This window comes from Stenotrophomonas sp. CCNWLW162, from assembly GCF_037203745.1.
GTDB classification, from domain to species: domain Bacteria; phylum Pseudomonadota; class Gammaproteobacteria; order Xanthomonadales; family Xanthomonadaceae; genus Stenotrophomonas; species Stenotrophomonas maltophilia_AQ.
In genome coordinates this window covers 67,690-85,106 of sequence record NZ_JBBCBL010000009.1, presented here as the reverse complement: position 1 = coordinate 85,106, position 17,417 = coordinate 67,690, and the positions used below count along the sequence as shown (strand labels likewise).

18 protein-coding genes are annotated in these 17,417 nt (G+C 66.7%); 6 read left to right on the top strand and 12 right to left on the bottom strand.

Translation table 11 applies throughout. From position 1 onward, the window contains the following. Nucleotides 1–158: 158 nt before the first annotated feature. Nucleotides 159–1,235: an MBL fold metallo-hydrolase gene (locus tag V9K93_RS18980; protein ID WP_136638708.1), complete on the bottom strand. Its 1,077-nt coding sequence runs from the start codon at nucleotides 1,233–1,235 to the stop codon at nucleotides 159–161. Between the two features lie 104 nt (nucleotides 1,236–1,339). Here V9K93_RS18980 and V9K93_RS18975 point away from each other — a divergent pair, with 104 nt between their 5' ends. Continuing rightward, a complete protein-coding gene (locus V9K93_RS18975) occupies nucleotides 1,340–1,951 on the top strand; it encodes a TetR/AcrR family transcriptional regulator (RefSeq protein ID WP_337303024.1) in 612 nt (203 codons plus the stop codon). Here the strand turns inward: V9K93_RS18975 and V9K93_RS18970 are convergent. The 4 genes from V9K93_RS18970 to V9K93_RS18955 form a co-directional block, all read right to left on the bottom strand. Next, complete coding sequence (locus V9K93_RS18970) at nucleotides 1,948–3,894, bottom strand: EAL domain-containing protein (RefSeq protein WP_337303023.1); 1,947 nt, start codon at nucleotides 3,892–3,894, stop codon at nucleotides 1,948–1,950. The two genes, V9K93_RS18975 and V9K93_RS18970, sit on opposite strands and share 4 nt — an antisense overlap. Before the next feature lie 94 nt (nucleotides 3,895–3,988). Further along, the gene (locus tag V9K93_RS18965) at nucleotides 3,989–4,705 is read right to left on the bottom strand and encodes an SDR family NAD(P)-dependent oxidoreductase (RefSeq protein ID WP_046982854.1); all 717 of its coding nucleotides are present in this window, start codon (nucleotides 4,703–4,705) and stop codon (nucleotides 3,989–3,991) included. 28 nt (nucleotides 4,706–4,733) lie between these two features. Then, entirely contained in the window at nucleotides 4,734–5,462 is a 729-nt protein-coding gene (locus V9K93_RS18960; protein WP_136638712.1) for a GNAT family N-acetyltransferase, read from the bottom strand. A 14-nt stretch (nucleotides 5,463–5,476) separates the two neighbouring features. Continuing rightward, nucleotides 5,477–6,142, bottom strand: a complete 666-nt coding sequence (locus V9K93_RS18955; protein WP_046982852.1) for an ArsR/SmtB family transcription factor — start codon at nucleotides 6,140–6,142, stop codon at nucleotides 5,477–5,479. Between the two features lie 55 nt (nucleotides 6,143–6,197). On the opposite strand from V9K93_RS18955, the gene V9K93_RS18950 reads away from it, so the two are divergent. From V9K93_RS18950 to V9K93_RS18930, 5 genes are all read left to right on the top strand, one after another. Then, nucleotides 6,198–6,701: a DUF2938 domain-containing protein gene (locus V9K93_RS18950; protein ID WP_046982851.1), complete on the top strand. Its 504-nt coding sequence runs from the start codon at nucleotides 6,198–6,200 to the stop codon at nucleotides 6,699–6,701. A gap of 41 nt (nucleotides 6,702–6,742) precedes the next feature. After that, nucleotides 6,743–7,546: an APH(3')-II family aminoglycoside O-phosphotransferase gene (locus V9K93_RS18945; RefSeq protein WP_136638745.1), complete on the top strand. Its 804-nt coding sequence runs from the start codon at nucleotides 6,743–6,745 to the stop codon at nucleotides 7,544–7,546. A gap of 97 nt (nucleotides 7,547–7,643) precedes the next feature. Continuing rightward, nucleotides 7,644–8,234, top strand: coding sequence for a TetR/AcrR family transcriptional regulator (locus tag V9K93_RS18940; RefSeq protein WP_337303022.1), 591 nt, complete (start codon nucleotides 7,644–7,646; stop codon nucleotides 8,232–8,234). Beyond that, on the top strand, nucleotides 8,231–9,265 hold the full coding sequence (locus tag V9K93_RS18935; protein ID WP_337303021.1) for a DUF418 domain-containing protein: 1,035 nt from the start codon (nucleotides 8,231–8,233) through the stop codon (nucleotides 9,263–9,265). The genes V9K93_RS18940 and V9K93_RS18935 overlap by 4 nt, the downstream gene beginning before the upstream one ends. A 98-nt stretch (nucleotides 9,266–9,363) precedes the next feature. Then, the gene (locus V9K93_RS18930) at nucleotides 9,364–10,371 is read left to right on the top strand and encodes a phosphotransferase (protein ID WP_295380975.1); all 1,008 of its coding nucleotides are present in this window, start codon (nucleotides 9,364–9,366) and stop codon (nucleotides 10,369–10,371) included. Nucleotides 10,372–10,501: 130 nt separating this feature from the next. Here the strand turns inward: V9K93_RS18930 and V9K93_RS18925 are convergent, their stop codons facing one another. The 7 genes from V9K93_RS18925 to amaB all read right to left on the bottom strand — a co-directional run bounded on the left by V9K93_RS18925 (nucleotide 10,502) and on the right by amaB (nucleotide 17,166). Next, nucleotides 10,502–11,389, bottom strand: coding sequence for a DMT family transporter (locus V9K93_RS18925; protein WP_337303044.1), 888 nt, complete (start codon nucleotides 11,387–11,389; stop codon nucleotides 10,502–10,504). Nucleotides 11,390–11,421: 32 nt separating this feature from the next. Beyond that, nucleotides 11,422–12,483 (bottom strand): UDP-N-acetylmuramate dehydrogenase, encoded by a 1,062-nt coding sequence (murB, locus tag V9K93_RS18920; RefSeq protein ID WP_337303020.1) that lies wholly within the window; start codon nucleotides 12,481–12,483, stop codon nucleotides 11,422–11,424. A gap of 8 nt (nucleotides 12,484–12,491) precedes the next feature. Further along, nucleotides 12,492–13,547, bottom strand: coding sequence for a quinone-dependent dihydroorotate dehydrogenase (locus tag V9K93_RS18915; protein ID WP_337303019.1), 1,056 nt, complete (start codon nucleotides 13,545–13,547; stop codon nucleotides 12,492–12,494). Nucleotides 13,548–13,555: 8 nt separating this feature from the next. After that, complete coding sequence (locus V9K93_RS18910) at nucleotides 13,556–14,326, bottom strand: class I SAM-dependent methyltransferase (protein WP_136638718.1); 771 nt, start codon at nucleotides 14,324–14,326, stop codon at nucleotides 13,556–13,558. 5 nt (nucleotides 14,327–14,331) lie between these two features. Continuing rightward, complete coding sequence (locus V9K93_RS18905; protein WP_136638719.1) at nucleotides 14,332–14,616, bottom strand: DUF4190 domain-containing protein; 285 nt, start codon at nucleotides 14,614–14,616, stop codon at nucleotides 14,332–14,334. A gap of 178 nt (nucleotides 14,617–14,794) precedes the next feature. Further along, nucleotides 14,795–15,634 carry an SDR family NAD(P)-dependent oxidoreductase gene (locus V9K93_RS18900; RefSeq protein ID WP_337303018.1) on the bottom strand — a complete coding sequence of 280 codons (840 nt, stop codon included), beginning with the start codon at nucleotides 15,632–15,634 and terminating at the stop codon, nucleotides 14,795–14,797. Further along, nucleotides 15,634–17,166, bottom strand: coding sequence for an L-piperidine-6-carboxylate dehydrogenase (amaB, locus tag V9K93_RS18895; RefSeq protein ID WP_154348941.1), 1,533 nt, complete (start codon nucleotides 17,164–17,166; stop codon nucleotides 15,634–15,636). Before amaB ends, V9K93_RS18900 begins: the two co-directional genes overlap by 1 nt. Nucleotides 17,167–17,417 lie beyond the last annotated feature (251 nt).

The following is a 17,417-nucleotide window of genomic DNA, read 5'->3' as shown; positions in this document are numbered from 1 at the left end:
GACAGCCTCGCAGGTGCGGCCGGAATCGGGCAGGCGCTACGCTAGCAGGGCGTGTAATCGGTTACATGACGCACTGCAGCGCTGCTGGGCGTGGCCGGTGCCACCGCGGTCTGCTTTCCGGTGTAGAGCCGCGGGATGCATTGCGTCGAGTTACCCCGTTACAGCTCCACCATCTCCCACCAGCGCGTGCCCGCTTCGGGCGCCTGCATGTCCAGTGCTTCGCCCATCATCGGCGTGGCCACCGGCACGTTCTTTGCGGCGGCCAAGGCGGTGATGCGCTCGAACGGCTGCTGCCAGGCGTGCAGGGCCAGGTCGAAGGTGCCGTTGTGGATCGGCAGCAGCCACTTGCCCCGCAGGTCCAGGTGCGCCTGCAGAGTCTGTTCGGGCTGCATGTGCACGAACGCCCAGCGCGGGTCGTAGGCGCCGGTTTCGATCATGGTCAGGTCGAACGGGCCGTACTTCTCGCCGATGGTCTTGAAGCCATCGAAATAGCCGGTGTCGCCGCTGAAGAAGATGCGGAAGTCGCCGTCCTGGATCACCCACGAAGCCCACAGGCTGCGGTCGCTGTCGCCCAGCCCACGGCCGGAGAAGTGCTGGCCCGGGGTGGCGGTCAGGCGCAGGCCGCTGGCTTCGGTCGACTGCCACCAGTCCAGCTGTTCCACCTTGCTGGCGTCCACGCCCCACGCAATCAACTGGTCGCCCACGCCAAGCGGGGCGATGAAGCGCGTGGTCTTGCCGGCCAGCTGCATCACCGCGGCGTGGTCCAGGTGGTCGTAGTGATTGTGCGAGAGGATCACGCCGGCGATCGGCGGCAGTTCGTCGATGCTGATCGGCGGCGCGTGGAAGCGGGCCGGGCCCATCCATTGCACCGGCGAGGCGCGCTCGGAGAACACCGGGTCGGTCAGCCAGTACTGCCCGCGCAGCTTCAGCAAGATCGTGGAATGCCCAAGCCGGAACAGGCTGCGATCAGGTGCGGCGTCCAGGGTTGCGCGGTCCAGCGGCTGCACCGGAATGGGGTGCGCCGGCACGGTGCCCTTGGGCTTGTTGAACAGGAAGGTCCACCAGATCTCCGCGCCATCGCGCAGGCCCATTGCCGGACGCGGCAGGGCATTGCGGAACCTGCCATCGCGGTACTGCGGCGAATCGGGGAAGTCGGGGAGGGACCAGGACTTGCAGAAGGTGTAGGCGGTCACGGCGAGGATTCCAAGCAAAAGGACAAGGAGCAGGCGCTTCATGGGTGACGTCCGCTGGGTACACTGCACAGTGTAGTTTCGTGTTTTTCAAAAGTACACTCCCGGGTGTAAAATGTGCGCATCCGTTCAGTTATCTGGTTTCCGCCATGCCCCGTGCCCCGCAACGCCTGACCGACCGCAAACGCGAAGCCATCGTGCGGGCGGCGGTGGAGGAGTTCCGCGCGGCCGGCTACGAGGCGACCAGCATGGATCGCATCGCCGAGGTGGCCGGGGTCTCCAAGCGCACCGTCTACAACCACTTCCCGAGCAAGGAAGCGTTGTTCTCGATGATCCTGGAGGAGCTGTGGGAGCGCAGCGTGGCCAGCGATGCTTTGCCGTATCGCACCGATCAGTCACTGCAGGCACAGTTGCTGCAGCTGCTGGGCCAGAAGCTGGAACTGCTCAGCGATGCCAACTTCATCGACCTGGCGCGGGTGGCGATGGCCGAGATCATCCATTCACCGGAACGGGCGCAGGCGATCGTTTGCCGCATGGGCGAGAAGGAGAGTGGCGAGAGTGCCTGGATCCGTGCGGCCATCGCCGATGGGCGGCTGCGCAAGGTCGATCCGGAGTTTGCTGGCCACCAGCTGCACGGCCTGGTGAAAAGCTTTGCGTTCTGGCCGCAGGTGACTATGGGGCAGGCGCCGTTGAACGAACAGGAGCGCGCACGCGTGGCCGAATCGGCGGTGGCGATGTTCCTGGGTTTCTACGCGATCTAGCTGGCAGCGAAACGGCGGAACTCATCCGCCGGTAGCGCTGCCGAGTACAGATAACCCTGCCCGACATCCACGCCCAGGGCGCGCAGCTGCTGCTCCTGGGCAAGGGTCTCAGTGCCCTCGGCCACCACGATGGCGCCGCAGCGATGCGCGACTTCGACGATGAAGCGGACAATGGACTGTGACTTTGCATCGGACAGCGTGGCGATCAGCGCCTGCTCGATCTTGACCTCGGCAATGGCCAGCTGTGAGAGCAGGATCAGGGTCGAGTAGCCCGCGCCGAAATCGTCCAGTGACAGTGTCACCTCGGCGGCCAGCAGCTGCGCGATGTTGGCGTCGACCACATCGCGCTCGACGATCTCGGTCCACTCGACGATTTCCAGGCGCAGCATCAACCCCGGCACGTCGTGCAACTGCAGCAGCTCCTGCAGGCGCAGGCCGAAGTCGGGCAGGCGCAGGGACTCGGCGGAAACATTGACCGCGATCGTCAGCTTGCTGCCTTCCTGATGGCAGCGCTGCAGGAAATGGATGGCTGACTGCAGCGTCGCCCATTCCAGATCGGCCAGCCGGCCGTGCCGACGCAGCAACGAGATCACCCGCATCGGTGCGATCAGCCGGTCCTCGCCGTCACGCATGCGCAGCAGTGCCTCGGCGCCGACCAGCTGCCGGTCCCGAAGGCGATGCTTGGGCTGGTAGCACAGCGGCGCGTCGCCATGCTGCAGCCAGTGCTCGAGCGCGCGCTCGATCAACGCGTCGATCTCGCTGTCGCGCTGGACCGGATCATCGAAAAACACCACGCCCGACTCGATCGCACTCAGCGCCAGGGTGATCGCGCGGAATGGTAGATGGCCATCGTCGGCAGTGGCCGGTGGCTTCAGCTCGACCACCGCACAGCGGAACAGTGGGCGGAAACCCGGCCAGTCGCGGCCGACCAGATCAGCCAGGTTGCGTGCCAGGTCGGTGATCTGTGCCTGCGTGCGCAGCTCGGGCAGCGAGGTGTCAGGCACCAGGATCGCCAACGCCGCGTCGCCAAACTGGTAGATCTCCAGTTGGTGCGCCGGTAGCGAGGGCAGCAGCTGATGCACCTCGTCGGTGCTGTCGTGCCGCCACAGGCCGCTGTCCTGCAGCGGCCCATAGCGCAGGCGAAGGTCGCGCAGGTTGCCCATCTCGGCCACCACCAGGCAGGCCTTGCCGACGCCATCATTGTCACGCCAGTAGTGCTTCAGCCGCTCGCCGAGCGCGCGCATGTTGGGCAGGCCACTGATCGGGTCGATGCGCAGCCAGGCCTGCTCACGCTGCCGCTGTGCATCGATCTGCGCATCGTTGTAGACCAGCGCGAACACTGCGCCGAGCACCAGCAGCGACACCGGCAGCGCCAGTACGCGCTGGATCGCCAGCTCGGCAACCGGCAGCTGCGCGGCCCCGATGATGGCCACGCCCAGCGCCAGCCCCAGCGCCGTCACTGCGATGCGCACGCCCCACGCCTGCAGGATCATGCGCGCTGACAGCTCGCCGAGCATGCGTGGGTGCAGGCGCGTGCGCAGCCAGATGCCGGCCATCATCTGCAGGGTGGCTTCGATGCTTGCGGGAAGGAAGAACTGGGTGCCTGAGAACTGGTAACGGGCCAGCAGGCTGGCGGCCAGGCAGGCCAGGCCGCCGCGCCAGCCACCGAGCAGTCCACTGATCAGCAGGATGTCGAAGCCGAGATTGAGCTTGACCACGCCCTGGGTGTAGCCGGCGACGAACCAGGCGTTGAACAGGTAGATCAGGCCGAGTGCTACGCCTACATACAGGCGGCGGCCTTCGATGGCATGGCCGGAGCGGCGGGTGGCGATCAGCAGTACGCCGATCATGCCGATCACCGCCGTGGCCTGCAGCAGGTACAACGGCAGGCTGGGCAGGGCGCTGTCCAGGACCTGGGCCGAGACCCGTGATAGCGCATCCATAGCAGGTTCCCGCCTGTGACCGACGGCCAGTGCGAGCAGGTTAAACCACAGGCGCGTACGCGGCCACCATGGGTCCCGACCAAGGTCTCTACGGTCAGTAGCGCGGGTCGGCGATGGCCGGCAGCACCAGTTCGCGCACGAAGCCGGACGGTGACAACTGCAGCAACGCGCGCACCATCGCGACGACGTCATGCACCGGCACCAGTGCGCCGTCGCCGCGGGCTGCGGCCTCTGCAACCGGCACCGACAGTGCATCGTCGGTGTTTAGGTAGCCCAGTTGCAGGCTGGTCACCGCCAGGCAGCGATCGCGGAAGCCTTCGCGCAGCGCATCGGCGATGCCATTGAGTGCGAACTTGGACGCACCGAACGCCACTTCCGGGCGGCCGCTGCGCGGCAGCGCCGAGGTCGAGCCGGTCAGCACCAGCTGCGGGCGCGGCGCGCCGAGCACTCGCGGCAGCAGGCGCTGCAGCAGCATCAGGGTGGCGGTGATGTTGACGTCGACCAGTTGGGTGAGCGCGGCATCACTCTCGTCGAGGAAGGCGTACTCGTCGCTGAAGGCAGTCTCTTCCCAGATGCCCAGGTTGTGGATCAGCACATCCAGATCGGCCGGTGCCTGCGCTGCGATGTGATTGGCAGCCGACGTGGGCTGGGACAGATCGGCTTCAATCCACTGCAGGGTGACACCCTCGGGGCATTCAAGGTCGCGCGGACGGCTGCGCGAAACGCCGATGACGGTGTCGCCGGCACTGCACAGGCCTTCCACGAACGCCCGACCGAGGCCCCTGCTGGCGCCGATGACCATCAATTTCATGTTGCTTCCTTGTTGTACTGCGGCGGCCTCAGTCGGCCGCCAGAAGGGTGTCCCAATCGGCGAACGCACGCAGGCCGCTACGCTCGGCGGTAATGATCGAGGCGGTGTTGTCGAGCTGGCAACGGTACTGAGGCTGCAGCCCGGCCGCCTGCGCGGACACGGCCATGGCGTGTACCAGCTGGCGCGCGTGCCCGCGGCCGCGGGCCTCGGGCAGGGTCAGCACGCCCATGTCGGCCAGGGCTGGATCCAGGCTCCAGGGGTACATGCTTCCCGCAGCAACCAGCCGCTCGCCAGCGAAGGCGCCGAACACCTGCCAGTGATCGAGTTCGACCCAGGCCGCATCGAGATCCTCCTCGCTGGCGCTGGCCTGGAACACGTCAAACGCAGCAGCGTCGGCCGGGCCGAGACGGCGGATGTGGGGTGGAGCAGGGTGTTCGGCCAATGCCGCCAGGGATGCGGCAGGGAAATAGAAAATGCGGTCTGCGCCATGCGTGCGCTGGCCGATGTCGATCAGGCGCTGTTGCAGATGTTGCAGGGTCCAGTGTGCGCGTGCCTGCAGTTGCAGGCGTTCAGCCAGCGCAGGGCGCAGCAGTGCGCGCGCAGGGCCGGAAACCGGCTGCAGCAGCATGCCGTCCTCGCCCTCATCGAGCTCGTCGCTGCAGGCAATGTGCAGCGCTGGGCCATCCTGCAGGACGCCTTCGCCAGCGAACAGGCGCCGCCAGCAGCTGTCGATCAACGGGGAGAACACATCATCCATGACACGCAACTCACTCAGTGCTGGGGCAGATCGACCTGCAGGCCCGCGGCTTTCCATTCGGGGTAACCGGCGGCGAGCCGCTGCGCGGTCAGTCCGGCCTCGCGCAGCATCGCCACCGCATCGTTGGAAAGCACGCAGTAGGGCCCGCGGCAATAGGCCACAATGTGGACGGCACGCGGTAGTTCATCCATCCGTGCACGCAATTCCGTAACGGGAATGTTCAGCGCGCCGGGCAGGTGCCCCAGCGAGAATTCTTCCTGTGGCCGCACATCCAGCAGCACCACACTGTCTCGTTGCTGCAGCAGCTGTTCCACCGTCAGCCCATCCAATGCATCGCGGCGCAGCACGCTGTCGGCAATCACATCGTGCATTTCGCTGCGCTGGTGGTCGGCGTAGTCGCGCAGCGCGGCCATCAGGTTGCCCAGCGGGCCATCACCACTGCGGTAGAGGATGCGCTTGCCGTCGCGACGGGTCTGTACCAGGCCAGCGCGGCGCAGCTGCTGCAGATGCTGGGAGGTATTGGCTACCGACAGCCCCGTCAGTTCGGCCAGCCGTTCCACCGCGCGTTCACCCTGGGCGATGTGTTCCAGCAGGGCCAGGCGGTGAGCATGGCCGAGGGTGCGGGCGATCTCGGCCAGTGCTTCCAGCGGCGACGGTGGCGGATCGGTTGCGGCGTTCATGCGGCTCACGCTAGCATCGCTCTATCATTCAAGCAAACAATTGAAGGTGTGCGATATGAGCGGGCTGGCGACATGGGCGGTGGATGCGGTATTGATCGGTGTGGGGGCGACCGCAGTGATGGATCTGTGGGCGCTGCTGCAACGGCGCCTGCTTGGCATTCCCTCGTTGGATTTCGCGATGGTGGGGCGCTGGCTGGGCCACCTGCCGCGCGGGCGCTTCCGTCACGATGGCATCGGCCGCTCGGCGGTGGTCGACGGTGAACGCGCGCTGGGCTGGACCGCGCATTACCTGATCGGGGTGATCTTCGCTGGGCTGCTGCTGGCGGTGGTCGGCACAGATTGGCTGCGTGCCCCTACCGTGCTGCCCGCACTGCTGTTCGGCATTCTCAGTGTGGCCGCGCCCTTCTTCATCCTGCAGCCGTGCATGGGCGCGGGCATCGCGGCATCGAAGACGCCGGCGCCGGGCAAGGCCCGCCTGCGCAGCCTGGTCGCACACAGTGTGTTCGGTCTGGGCCTGTATCTTGCAGCTGCGCTGCTGGCTGCAGTTGCCACGGAATGAGCGAGAATCCATGGGGTCACCGGCAATTGGAGCACCCCGGCATGCAGGCAACACCCGCAAGCAGCGACGGCATGCCGTTGCCATCGGCGTGGCGCGAAGCGCTGGCCGGCGCGCGCATCGAGCGGCAGTCGATCGGGGTTTCGCGTGCGGACGTCGCTCGCGTGCATCGACCGGGGCAGGCCGATGCCTTCCTGAAATCGGAAGTGATCGATGCCTTCAGTGAGCTGGGTCATGAGATCGCCCGCCTGCGTTGGCTGCAGGCGCAGGGCCAGCCGGCGCCGACGGTGATCGCCACCGCCGAGGACGCGGGCCGGCGCTGGTTGCTGATGAGCGCGTTGCCGGGCCGTGATCTGGCGTCCTCGCCGGAACTCGCCCCGCAGCAGCTGGTGGAGGTGCTGGCCGACGCGCTGCGCGGGCTGCATGCCTTGCCGGTGGCGGCCTGCCCGTTCGACCAGCGGCTGGCGTCGCGTGTGCAGGCCGCGGTGGCGCGCGTCGAAGCGGGCCTGGTCGATGCCGATGATTTCGATGATGAGCGCCTGGGGCAGAGTGCGCAGCAGGTCGTTGCCGAGCTGCTCGCCAGCCAGCCCGCGCATGAAGATCTGGTGGTCAGCCACGGTGATGCCTGCCTGCCCAACCTGATGGTGGCCGAGGGCCGCTTCAGTGGTTTCATCGATTGTGGCCGGCTGGGTGTGGCCGACCGCTATCAGGACCTTGCGCTGGCCGCGCGCAGCATCGTCCACAACTTCGGTGACACGCGCTGGGTAGCCCCGCTGTTCCAGCGCTATGGCGCGGTGGCTGATGAGCGTCGGTTGGCGTTCTATCGGCTGCTCGACGAGTTTTTCTGAAGCTGCGCAGGGCCGGGTAGGGCGGCGCTGAACGGTGCCCTGCCGATGGATTTCGCCCCCTTTAAAAATGTACGAACGTTCGTTCACAATTGATGCCATGAACCGAACAGACCGCAACGAGCAACGTGTCACGCAAATCCTGCAGGCCGCCCTGCAGTGCTTCCTCGCCAAGGGATTCCACCAGACCAGCATGCGCGACATCGCGCAGGCTGCCGGGGTCAGCCTGGGCAATCTCTACAACCATTTCCCGGGCAAGGAGGCGATCATCCTTGCGGTAGCGGTGGCCGAGAGCGAAGAGCTGGCTCCGATGCTGCAGCGCCTGGCGGCCGCCGACGGCGAGCGGACACAGGTGATGGCCTTCCTGCAGGATTTCCATGCACTGTGCCGGCAGCCGGAATGGGCAACGCTTGCGGTCGAGGTGCTGGCCGAGAGTGCGCGCAACCCTGCCGTGGCCAAGGCCTTTGCGGCCAACCGCAGGCAGCTGCAGCAGGTGCTGGGCGATGCCCTGCTGCGTGTTGCACAGCGCGAGCGGCGGCGACCCGCGCTGGCCCCGGCGCTGCAGGCGCAGGTGCTGTTGGATGCGATCGAAAGCGATGCGCTGCGTCGGGGGCTGGGCGAAGCCGATGGCACCGAGGATGCATCGCTGGATCTTGGCCTGCTTGCGCTGCTGCTGGGGGCGCGTGCATGAGCGCTGCTGACCGGCGACTGCACGGCCTGGATCTGGCGCGTTACCTCGCACTGGCCGGCATGGTGCTGGTCAACTTCCGCCTTGCGATGGCCGTGCCTGCGGAGGGTACGAGCTGGTTGGCAGGCTTCTTCCACCTTCTGGAAGGCAAGGCCTCGGCGACGTTCGTCACCCTGGCCGGGCTGGGCCTGGTGCTGGCAACGCAGCGGCAGCCCTGGTGGCAGGCCAGCATGCAGACCTGGCGGCGTGCTGCGTTCCTGCTGGCGCTGGGCCTGCTCAACCTGACTCTGTTCCCGGCCGATATCCTGCACTACTACGCGGTGTATTTCGCGTTGGCCGTGGTGTGGCTGCGCGCCTCGCCGCGGGTGTTGCTGGGCAGCATCGTGGGCCTGGCGGCCTGTTCGTTCTGGGCGTTGCTGCACTGGGATTACAGTCAGGGATGGAACTGGCAGACGCTGGAATACGCCGGTCTGTGGCAATGGCCGGGCGCGGTTCGCAACCTGCTGTTCAATGGCTTCCATCCGCTGCTGCCGTGGCTGTGCTTCTTCCTGCTGGGGATGCTGCTGGCACGCCTGCAACTGTCGCAGCCGAGGGTCCAGCGCGCGCTGCTGGTGCTGGGCCTGCTGCTGATCGGCGCCGGCCATGGTGTGCAGCATCTGGCCCAGGGAACGCCGTGGCAGGCGTGGTTGGGAACGCAGCCGATGCCGCCGGGTCCTGCCTATGTGCTGACCGGGGCGGGCGCGGCCTGCAGTGTGATTGCCGCCTGCCTGTGGCTCACGCGGGTGCACCCGGGTGACTGGCTGGAGCCTTTCACGGCGGCCGGACGCATGACCTTGACCCTGTATGTCGGCCACATCCTGCTGGGCATGGGCACGCTGGAAAGCCTGGGCCTCCTGGGCGGCAGTGCGTCGTTGGCCTCGGTACTGCTGTGGGCACTGCTGTTCCTGATGCTCGCGACTGCTGCGGCGTGGCTGTGGTCATGGCAGTTCGCGCGCGGTCCGCTGGAGGCGGTGATGCGCCGTATTGCAGGCTAGTCCTTTGGTCGCGCCGCACGATGTTGTGACGGACATGTCTGTGTCGCAGCGAAGTCATCTGCGATAGTGGCGGCAGGTAATACTTTCCGCTTGCATCCATGTCATTCGCTTCGGCGCAGCATCTCGGCGAAGTCCTTCAGCAATCCTATGGCATCACGGCCACTGCGGTGGTGCCGCGCCCGGTGGGCGCCGACGCCAATGCCAGCGTGTATCGCATCGATGCGCGGCACGGGCAATGGTGGCTGAAATGCCGGAACTACCAGGTTGATCCCTCGGTCTGGGACAGCCTGCATTGGCTGCGCGGCACCCTCGGCATAGACGAAATCGTCGCGCCATGGCCGGCGCTGACCGGTGGCGCGTCGGTGCAGCGCTGGGGCTTGCAGTTCACCCTGTTCCCCTATATCGAAGGCCAGTCCGGCTTCGAGGCGGCGCTGAGCCGCACGCAGTGGCGGCGGCTGGGGGAGGTGTTGCGACGCCTGCACGGTGCGCGGCTGCCTCCGGAGTTGCAGCAGGCATTGCCGATCGTACGGCTGGAAACCGCGGCGCTGGAGACGGTGGGGCAATGGTTGGCCGGTGAAGGGCTGGCGGTGGCGAAGGATGGGCTGGGGCGCGCATTCGCTTCGGTCTGGGATCAGCAGCATGCGCGCATCGCGGCACTGCATGCGCATGCGCTGGAGCTGCGCGCTGCATTGAAGGAGGCGCCGGTCGACCTGCATCTGTGCCACACCGACCTGCATGCCGGCAATCTGCTGATGGGCAACGACGGCGGCCTGCATCTGATCGACTGGGATGGCCTGTCACTGGCGCCGCGTGAGCGCGACCTGATGTTCATCGGTGGCGCCGTGGGTGGTCGCTGGGGTCGCGAGAATCCGCTCGATTTCGCGGAGGGTTATGGCGGCGACCTTGGGGATCCGCGCTGGATCGCGTGGTACCGGCACTGGCGCATCCTGCAGGACCTGATCGAGTTCCAGCAGGTGCTGCTGGGCAGCGACGGTGAGGAACGCTCGCCGCAGCTGCGCCGGCAGTCGCTGCACTACCTGGGTGAGCAGTTCGCGCCGGGCAATGTGTTCGATGCTGCGGAGCGGGTGTATAGCGCGTTGGATTAGGTTCTGGGCCGTTGCCAGGATCGCCCGGGTAGAGTCGACTATCGCGCGCAGCGCGGGTTTTGCAAGCTCCGAACGGAAAGCAGTCGACTAACGGTCGACTCTACCAAGGGCTTGTCCATCGAGGCGGTTTTCATTCGGCGGGCTTGGCTGCTGCCGAGGCCGCTGCGCTTGCGGCGCGGCGCGACAGCACGGCTTCGCGGTGGGCGATGTAGGCGTTGGCGGCGAGGATGATGCCGGCGCCGATGATCGTCCAGCGGTCCACGGTTTCGTTGAACAGCAACCAGCCGCACAGCGTCACCAGTGGCAGCTGCAGGAAGCTGATCGGGGTCAGCGCCGAGACTTCGCCCAGGCGCAGCGCACGTGTCCACAGCAGCTGGCCGATGGTGCCGAGCACGCCGGTGGCCAGCAGCCACAGCCAGGCGAAGCCGGTCGGCCAGACCCAGACGAACACTGCCGGGATCAGCGACAGCGGCACCCAGAACACGTACGTGTAAAGCACCACGGTGTCGGCGCTGTCGACGCGGGTCAGCTGCTTGATCTGGATCGCCACCAGCGAACTGAGCACGGCCGCACCCACCGCCACCAGGCTGCCCGCAGTGAAGCCCGCCGTACCGGGGCGGACGATCACCAGCACACCGATGAAGCCGACCACCACCGCGGCCCAGCGGCGCACACGCACGGTCTCGCCCAGCCACAGCACGGCGGCGATGGTGACGAACAACGGTGTGGAGTAGGAGAGCGAGACCGCCTGCGCCAACGGCAGATGGCCCAGGGCCCAGAATGCGCACAGCATCGAACCCAAGCCGATCGCACTGCGCACGAAATAGCGCGGCAGCTGCTGGGTCTTCAGCGGTGCGTGACCCGGCCGCAGCAGCATCGGCAGCAGCGCCAGCAGGCCGAAGGCATTGCGGAAGAACGCCACTTCCTGGGTGGGCACGTAACGGGTGGCATAGCGGATTGCCACCGCCATCAGGCCGAATGCCATCGTGCTGCCGAGCATCAGCAGCGCCGCCCGCATCGGGGTGGCGCTGGGGGAGAGGGCGGGGCTGTTCACCACTGTGCGCCGAGCAGGCGGGGCTCCGGTTCGATCGGCACGCCGAACTTCTCCAGCACCGAGGCCGAGATGCGACGCGCCAGCGCCAGCAGGTCAGCGCCGGTGGCGTTGCCGTGGTTGACCAGCACCAGTGCGTGGCTCGGCGCAACGCCGGCATCGCCTTCGCGGAAGCCCTTCCAGCCGCAGGACTCGATCATCCATGCCGCCGAGACCTTGCGCTTGTCTTCGCGGTCTGCCGGGAACACCGGCAGCTCAGGGAAGTGCTGCAGCAGCACGTCGACCTGTTCCAGCGGCAGCACCGGGTTCTTGAAGAAGCTGCCGGCATTGCCAAGCACATCCGGGTCGGGCAGCTTGCGGCGGCGGATCGCGATCACCGCGTTGGCCACGTCCACCGCGCTCGGCAATTCCACGCCCTGCGCCTGCAGTTCCTCGCGGATGCCGGCGTAGTCCATGCGCAGATCATGCAGCAGCGGCAGCTTCAACTCGACGGCGGTGATCAGGTAGCGATCCGGTTGCTGCTTGAACACGCTGTCGCGGTAGGCGAAAGCGCATTGTTCATTGTCCAGCCGCACCCAGGCCTGCTCCTCACAATCCCAGGCTTCGACCGCCTGGATGAACTCGCCAACCTGCGCGCCGTAGGCGCCAATGTTCTGGATCGGCGCGGCACCGGCGGTGCCGGGAATCAGGGCCAGATTTTCCAGGCCGGACAGGCCTTCCTGCAGCGACCACATCACCAGACCATGCCAGGGCACACCGGCGCCGGCGCGGATCACCGCGTGGTCGGCGCGGTGCTCAAGGAAACTGATGTCACGGTTGCCGAACACCAGCACGGTGCCGGGCAGGTCTTCGGCGATCAGCACGTTGCTGCCGGCACCCAGCACCAGCAGCGGGCCGCTGGCCACGTCGGGCAGCGCCAGCACTTCCGGCAGCAGTGCGGCATCGTGCAGTTCCAGCAGTTGGGCTGCGCTGGCCTGCACATGGAAGGTGTTCAGTGCCTGCAGCGGCGCGTTGCGGGTGAGCGTCCAGCGCAGCGGGGCATTGCCGTCGACGGTATCCATGGGCGCGCTCACAGCGGGGCCACCGCGCCGCGGCTCGGCGCTTCGCGGCGGCGACGGATCGCCTCCACGCACTCCGATACCAGCGGCGGGCCGCGGAAGATCAAGCCGCTGTAACACTGCACCAGCGCCGCACCAGCAGCCATCTTGGCCACCGCATCGGCACCGGACAGGATGCCGCCGACGCCGATCAGCGGCACCGATTCGGGCAGGCGCGCGCGCAGGCGGCGCAGCACCAGCGTGGACTGCTCCAGCACCGGCGCACCGGACAGGCCACCGGCTTCGTTGGCCAGCGGGTCGCCGGCCACCTTGCTGTGGTCGACGGTGGTGTTGGTGGCGATCACGCCGTCCACCTGCAGTTCGCCCAGCACGCGTGCGGCGGCGTCGATGTCGCGCTCGCTGAGGTCCGGTGCAACCTTCACCAGCATCGGCACGCGGCGGCCATGCCGGGCGGCCAGGCTTTCCTGGCGCTCACGCAGCTGGCTGACCAGCTGGCGCAGCGAGGTTTCTTCCTGCAGTTCGCGCAGGCCGGCGGTGTTCGGCGAGGAAATGTTGACGGTGATGTAGTCGGCCAGCGGGTACACCTTGTCCAGGCAGGCGATGTAGTCATCTGAGGCCTGTTCGTTGGGGGTGTCCTTGTTCTTGCCGATGTTGATGCCGAGCATGCCGCGACGGTTGCGCACGCGCTCGACGTTGCGCACCAGCGCATCCACGCCCGCATTGTTGAAGCCCATGCGGTTGATGATCGCGTTGTGCGCCGGCAGGCGGAACAGCCGTGGCTGCGGGTTGCCCGCCTGCGGGCGCGGGGTGATGGTGCCGATCTCGACGAAGCCGAAGCCCAATGCGAACAGTGCGTCGATGTGCTCGCCGTTCTTGTCCAGGCCGGCGGCCAGGCCGACTGGATTGGGGAAGGTCAGCCCGAACACCGTGCTGGGCATCGGCGCGATGCGTGCGGCCAGCAGCGGCGTGGTGCCGGTGCGATAGGCCAGGTCCAATGCGGACAGGCCGAGGCCGTGGGCGCGCTCGGCGTCGAGCGAGAACAGGAAGGGGCGGGCAAGCGAATACATGCGTCGGTTCAGTCCAGCGTGCCGAGGAAGGCTCGGGTTCGATATTCAAAAGCAACCTGCCCGTCGACCGCATGGGCGGCGAACAGGTCCTGCAAAGCGTCGATCATCGGCGCGTGGCGCGGATGACCGGATTGGGGGGCATAGGAGGAGGACAGCAGGCGCCCGCGCAGAGCGTCGAAGTCCAGGTGCTGCACGTTGGGCAACTCCACCATGCCGCGCAGGCCTGCGCCGAACCAGGCCAGCATGGTGGCGTCATCCTGGTAGCGCTCGGCCACAGCGGAGTAGTCGGTGCCGTAGTCCAGCAGCAGCTGTTCGTAGCCGACCAGGAACGGGCTGGCATCGAGCAGGCGCGAGTTCCAGTAGATCAGTGCCAGGCCACCGGGGCGCAGGATTCGCTGCCATTCGGCGCGCACCGCCACGGTATCGAACCAATGGAAGGCCTGTGCGACGCTGACCAGATCAATGCTGGCGTCGGCCAGTCCGGTGGCTTCTGCGCGGCCGTCGACTGCGGAAAAGTCCGGATACTGCGGCGCCAGCCACTGTTCGGCGGCGCCTCGCATGGCCGCATTTGGCTCAACCGCAACAACGGGATGACCGCTGGCCAGAAACTGACGGCTGGAGATGCCGGTGCCGGCGCCGATATCGGCGATCAGAGCCTCGTGGCTGACGCCCATCGGACCGTGCAGCCAGTCCAGCAGGGCCGGCGGGTAATCGGGTCGATAGCGGACGTAATCTGCGACGCGGCTGCTGAAGCGTTCAGTGCTGTCGGAGGCGGTCATGGCAGTCAGTTCGACATTGCAGCGAGCCAGGCCAGGCCGCCGAAGAACAGGATGAAGACCAGGATGGCGGCGATCACGGCGCCGACCATCACCCAGCCCAGCACCAGCCCGGTGACGGCCAAGCCATCGCCTTCCAGTTCATGCGGGCGGCGGCGGATTTCGGCGCGGGCCATGTGGCCGGTGATGATGGCCACGACGCTGGCCACGAAGGGCAGGACGGTCCAGCTGGCGATGCCCATGACCAGGCTGACCACGGCCAGGGCGCTTGTCTGTCGGGGTGCCACGCTCATCGGGGTCCTCCTTGGCAGTACGCACATGATAGTGCCTCTGCCCTGGCAATCCCATGCCCGGCGGATGCGATGGCAGGCGTCGACCTTGGTCGACGAAAGGCATTTCAGCCAGGTAGGCGTCGACCTTGGTCGACGAAAGGCATGCCAACCAAGGTTGGCAGCTACCGGAGTGCCGGTGTCAGCCCATCAACACCTGGCCGCCATCCACGTTGAGCACGCTGCCGGTGACCCAGCGCGCCAGCGGTGAGCACAGGAACAGGGCGGCATCGGCGATCTCGCGCGGGTGGCCGAAGCGACCGAACGGAATCTTCGCCAGCGTACCGTGGTACAGGGCGGGATCTTCGGTGCGGCGGCGGTCCCAGAGGCCGTCATCGAACTCGATCGAGCCCGGTGCGATGGCATTGACCCGGATCCGTTCCTTGGCCAGCGCGAGCGCCTGCGAGGTGGTGTAGTGCGAAAGCGCGGCCTTGGCGGCGGCGTAGGGTGCGCCACCGGGGCGCGGCTGCTGCGCGGCGATCGAAGAGAGATTGAGAATGCAGGCGTCACTGGACGCACGCAGCCAGGGCAGGGCTAGGCGCGAGGCACGCACGGCGGCCATCAGGTCGATCTGCAGGCTGGCGGCCCAGCCGTCCTCGTCGTCGGCCATGCCGTAGCCGGTGGCGTTGTTGACCAGCACGTCGATGCCACCGAGGGCATCGGCGGCGGCCTGCAGCCAGGCCTGGATCTGGCCTGGATCGGCCAGATCGGTGGAAAACGTGTGCAGTTCGAAACCCTGTGCCTGTGCATCGGCGCGCAGTGCATCCAGACCGGCCTGGCCGCGCGCGCAGACCGAGACCTGCGCACCAGCGCCGGCAAACGCCAGCGCCATTTCACGGCCAATGCCCTTGCTGCCGCCGGCGATCAACACGCGGCGGCCGGTGAAAGCGAGGGTCGGCGCCCCTGCGGGGGGCTGACCCTTCGCTGGGGTCAGATCCCCGAAGGGGCTCTGACCCACAGACGTGTCCGCGTCGTTTGCCATCACAGATCGAACTTGATGCCCTGCGCCAGCGGCAGCGAATCCGAATAGTTGATGGTGTTGGTCTGGCGACGCATGTAGACCTTCCATGCATCCGAACCGGACTCGCGGCCACCGCCGGTGTCCTTCTCGCCACCGAAGGCGCCGCCGATCTCAGCACCGGACGTGCCGATGTTGATGTTGGCGATGCCGCAGTCGCTGCCGGCCGCCGACAGGAACTTCTCGGCGGTCTTCAGGTTCTGGGTGAAGATCGAAGACGACAGGCCCTGCGGCACGCCGTTCTGCATGTCGATGGCTTCGTCGATGCTGTCGTACGGCATCACGTACAGGATCGGCGCGAAGGTTTCGTGCTGGACCACGGCGTCGCTGTTCTTCAGGCCCGAGACGATCGCCGGCAGCACGAAGTTGCCTGCGCGGTCGATGCGGGTACCACCGGTTTCGATGGTGCCGCCGGCGGCCTTGGCCTGGGCGATGGCATCGAGGAACTGCTGCACGGCGCCATCGCTGTTCAGCGGGCCCATCAGGTTGGCGGCGTCGGTCGGGTCGCCGATCTTGCCTTCCACCTGCTTGTAGGCCTTGACCAGCGTGGCCAGCACGTCGGCGTAGATCGAGCGGTGTACGATCAGGCGGCGGGTGGTGGTGCAGCGCTGGCCGGCGGTACCGACCGCACCGAACACGATGCCCGGCACGGCCAGCTTCAGGTCGGCGGTTTCGTCCAGGATGATGGCGTTGTTGCCGCCCAGCTCCAGCAGGCAGCGGCCGAGGCGGCGCGCGACCTTCTCGTTGACCGTGCGGCCGACCTGGGTCGAGCCGGTGAAGCTGATCAGCGGCACGCGACGGTCATCGACCATCTTTTCCGACAGCGCAGTGCCTGCGTCGTTGATCAGGAAGAAGATGTCCGGGAAACCGGCTTCGCGCAGGGCGTCGTTGCAGATCTTCAGCGAGGCGATGGCGGTCAGCGGCGTCTTGTTGGACGGCTTCCAGATGCACACGTCGCCGCAGATGGCGGCCAGGAACGAATTCCAGCTCCACACCGCGACCGGGAAGTTGAAGGCCGAGATGATGCCGACCAGGCCCAGCGGGTGGTACTGCTCGTACATGCGGTGGCCGGGGCGCTCGGAATGCATGGTGTAGCCGTACAGCATGCGGCTCTGGCCCACGGCGAAATCGGCGATGTCGATCATCTCCTGCACTTCGCCATCGCCTTCCGGCTTGCTCTTGCCCATTTCCAGGGCGACCAGCGAACCCAGGGCGTCCTTGTGCTTGCGCAGTGCTTCGCCGCACAGGCGCACGGCTTCACCGCGGCGCGGGGCCGGCGTGGTACGCCAGATCTTGAAGGCTTCCTGAGCGCGGGTGACGACGGTCTCGTACTCAGCCTCGGTGGTCGCGCGGACCTGCGCGATCGGCTCGCCGGTGGTCGGGTTGACCGGGGTGATCAGCTCACCACTGGTCGCGCTCGACCACTCCCCGTTGCCCAGGTACGTGCCAGCGTTGATCGCGTCCAGGCCAAGGGACTTGAGCAGCTCGGAAGACATGCAGACTCCTGTGTTTCGTTACGTTGTTTGGCGCCATCGCGGGCAGGTGGGGGACGCGATGAACAGAACCGCCGATGGTAGCAGAGGGAGGTTGCTGGGCTTTGGTGCGGTGCGGGGTGGAGTGGGGTGGGCTGAGCGCCAGCAAACCGACATGAAGTGCGCAATGGCGTTCATTTTTTGACGTGAAATGACTCATGTCGATGCAAATTGAAAAATAAAGATTTATTAATGATTTCAGTGAGGTATGACTA

Bases quoted from the DNA above. Each gene is read 5' to 3' on its own strand.
- V9K93_RS18980 (WP_136638708.1), bottom strand. From the start codon at position 1,235: ATGAAGCGCCTGCTCCTTGTCCTTTTGCTTGGAATCCTCGCCGTGACC.
- V9K93_RS18975 (WP_337303024.1), top strand. From the start codon at position 1,340: ATGCCCCGTGCCCCGCAACGCCTGACCGACCGCAAACGCGAAGCCATC.
- V9K93_RS18970 (WP_337303023.1), bottom strand. From the start codon at position 3,894: ATGGATGCGCTATCACGGGTCTCGGCCCAGGTCCTGGACAGCGCCCTG.
- V9K93_RS18965 (WP_046982854.1), bottom strand. From the start codon at position 4,705: ATGAAATTGATGGTCATCGGCGCCAGCAGGGGCCTCGGTCGGGCGTTC.
- V9K93_RS18960 (WP_136638712.1), bottom strand. From the start codon at position 5,462: ATGGATGATGTGTTCTCCCCGTTGATCGACAGCTGCTGGCGGCGCCTG.
- V9K93_RS18955 (WP_046982852.1), bottom strand. From the start codon at position 6,142: ATGAACGCCGCAACCGATCCGCCACCGTCGCCGCTGGAAGCACTGGCC.
- V9K93_RS18950 (WP_046982851.1), top strand. From the start codon at position 6,198: ATGAGCGGGCTGGCGACATGGGCGGTGGATGCGGTATTGATCGGTGTG.
- V9K93_RS18945 (WP_136638745.1), top strand. From the start codon at position 6,743: ATGCAGGCAACACCCGCAAGCAGCGACGGCATGCCGTTGCCATCGGCG.
- V9K93_RS18940 (WP_337303022.1), top strand. From the start codon at position 7,644: ATGAACCGAACAGACCGCAACGAGCAACGTGTCACGCAAATCCTGCAG.
- V9K93_RS18935 (WP_337303021.1), top strand. From the start codon at position 8,231: ATGAGCGCTGCTGACCGGCGACTGCACGGCCTGGATCTGGCGCGTTAC.
- V9K93_RS18930 (WP_295380975.1), top strand. From the start codon at position 9,364: ATGTCATTCGCTTCGGCGCAGCATCTCGGCGAAGTCCTTCAGCAATCC.
- V9K93_RS18925 (WP_337303044.1), bottom strand. From the start codon at position 11,389: ATGCGGGCGGCGCTGCTGATGCTCGGCAGCACGATGGCATTCGGCCTG.
- murB (WP_337303020.1), bottom strand. From the start codon at position 12,483: ATGGATACCGTCGACGGCAATGCCCCGCTGCGCTGGACGCTCACCCGC.
- V9K93_RS18915 (WP_337303019.1), bottom strand. From the start codon at position 13,547: ATGTATTCGCTTGCCCGCCCCTTCCTGTTCTCGCTCGACGCCGAGCGC.
- V9K93_RS18910 (WP_136638718.1), bottom strand. From the start codon at position 14,326: ATGACCGCCTCCGACAGCACTGAACGCTTCAGCAGCCGCGTCGCAGAT.
- V9K93_RS18905 (WP_136638719.1), bottom strand. From the start codon at position 14,616: ATGAGCGTGGCACCCCGACAGACAAGCGCCCTGGCCGTGGTCAGCCTG.
- V9K93_RS18900 (WP_337303018.1), bottom strand. From the start codon at position 15,634: ATGGCAAACGACGCGGACACGTCTGTGGGTCAGAGCCCCTTCGGGGAT.
- amaB (WP_154348941.1), bottom strand. From the start codon at position 17,166: ATGTCTTCCGAGCTGCTCAAGTCCCTTGGCCTGGACGCGATCAACGCT.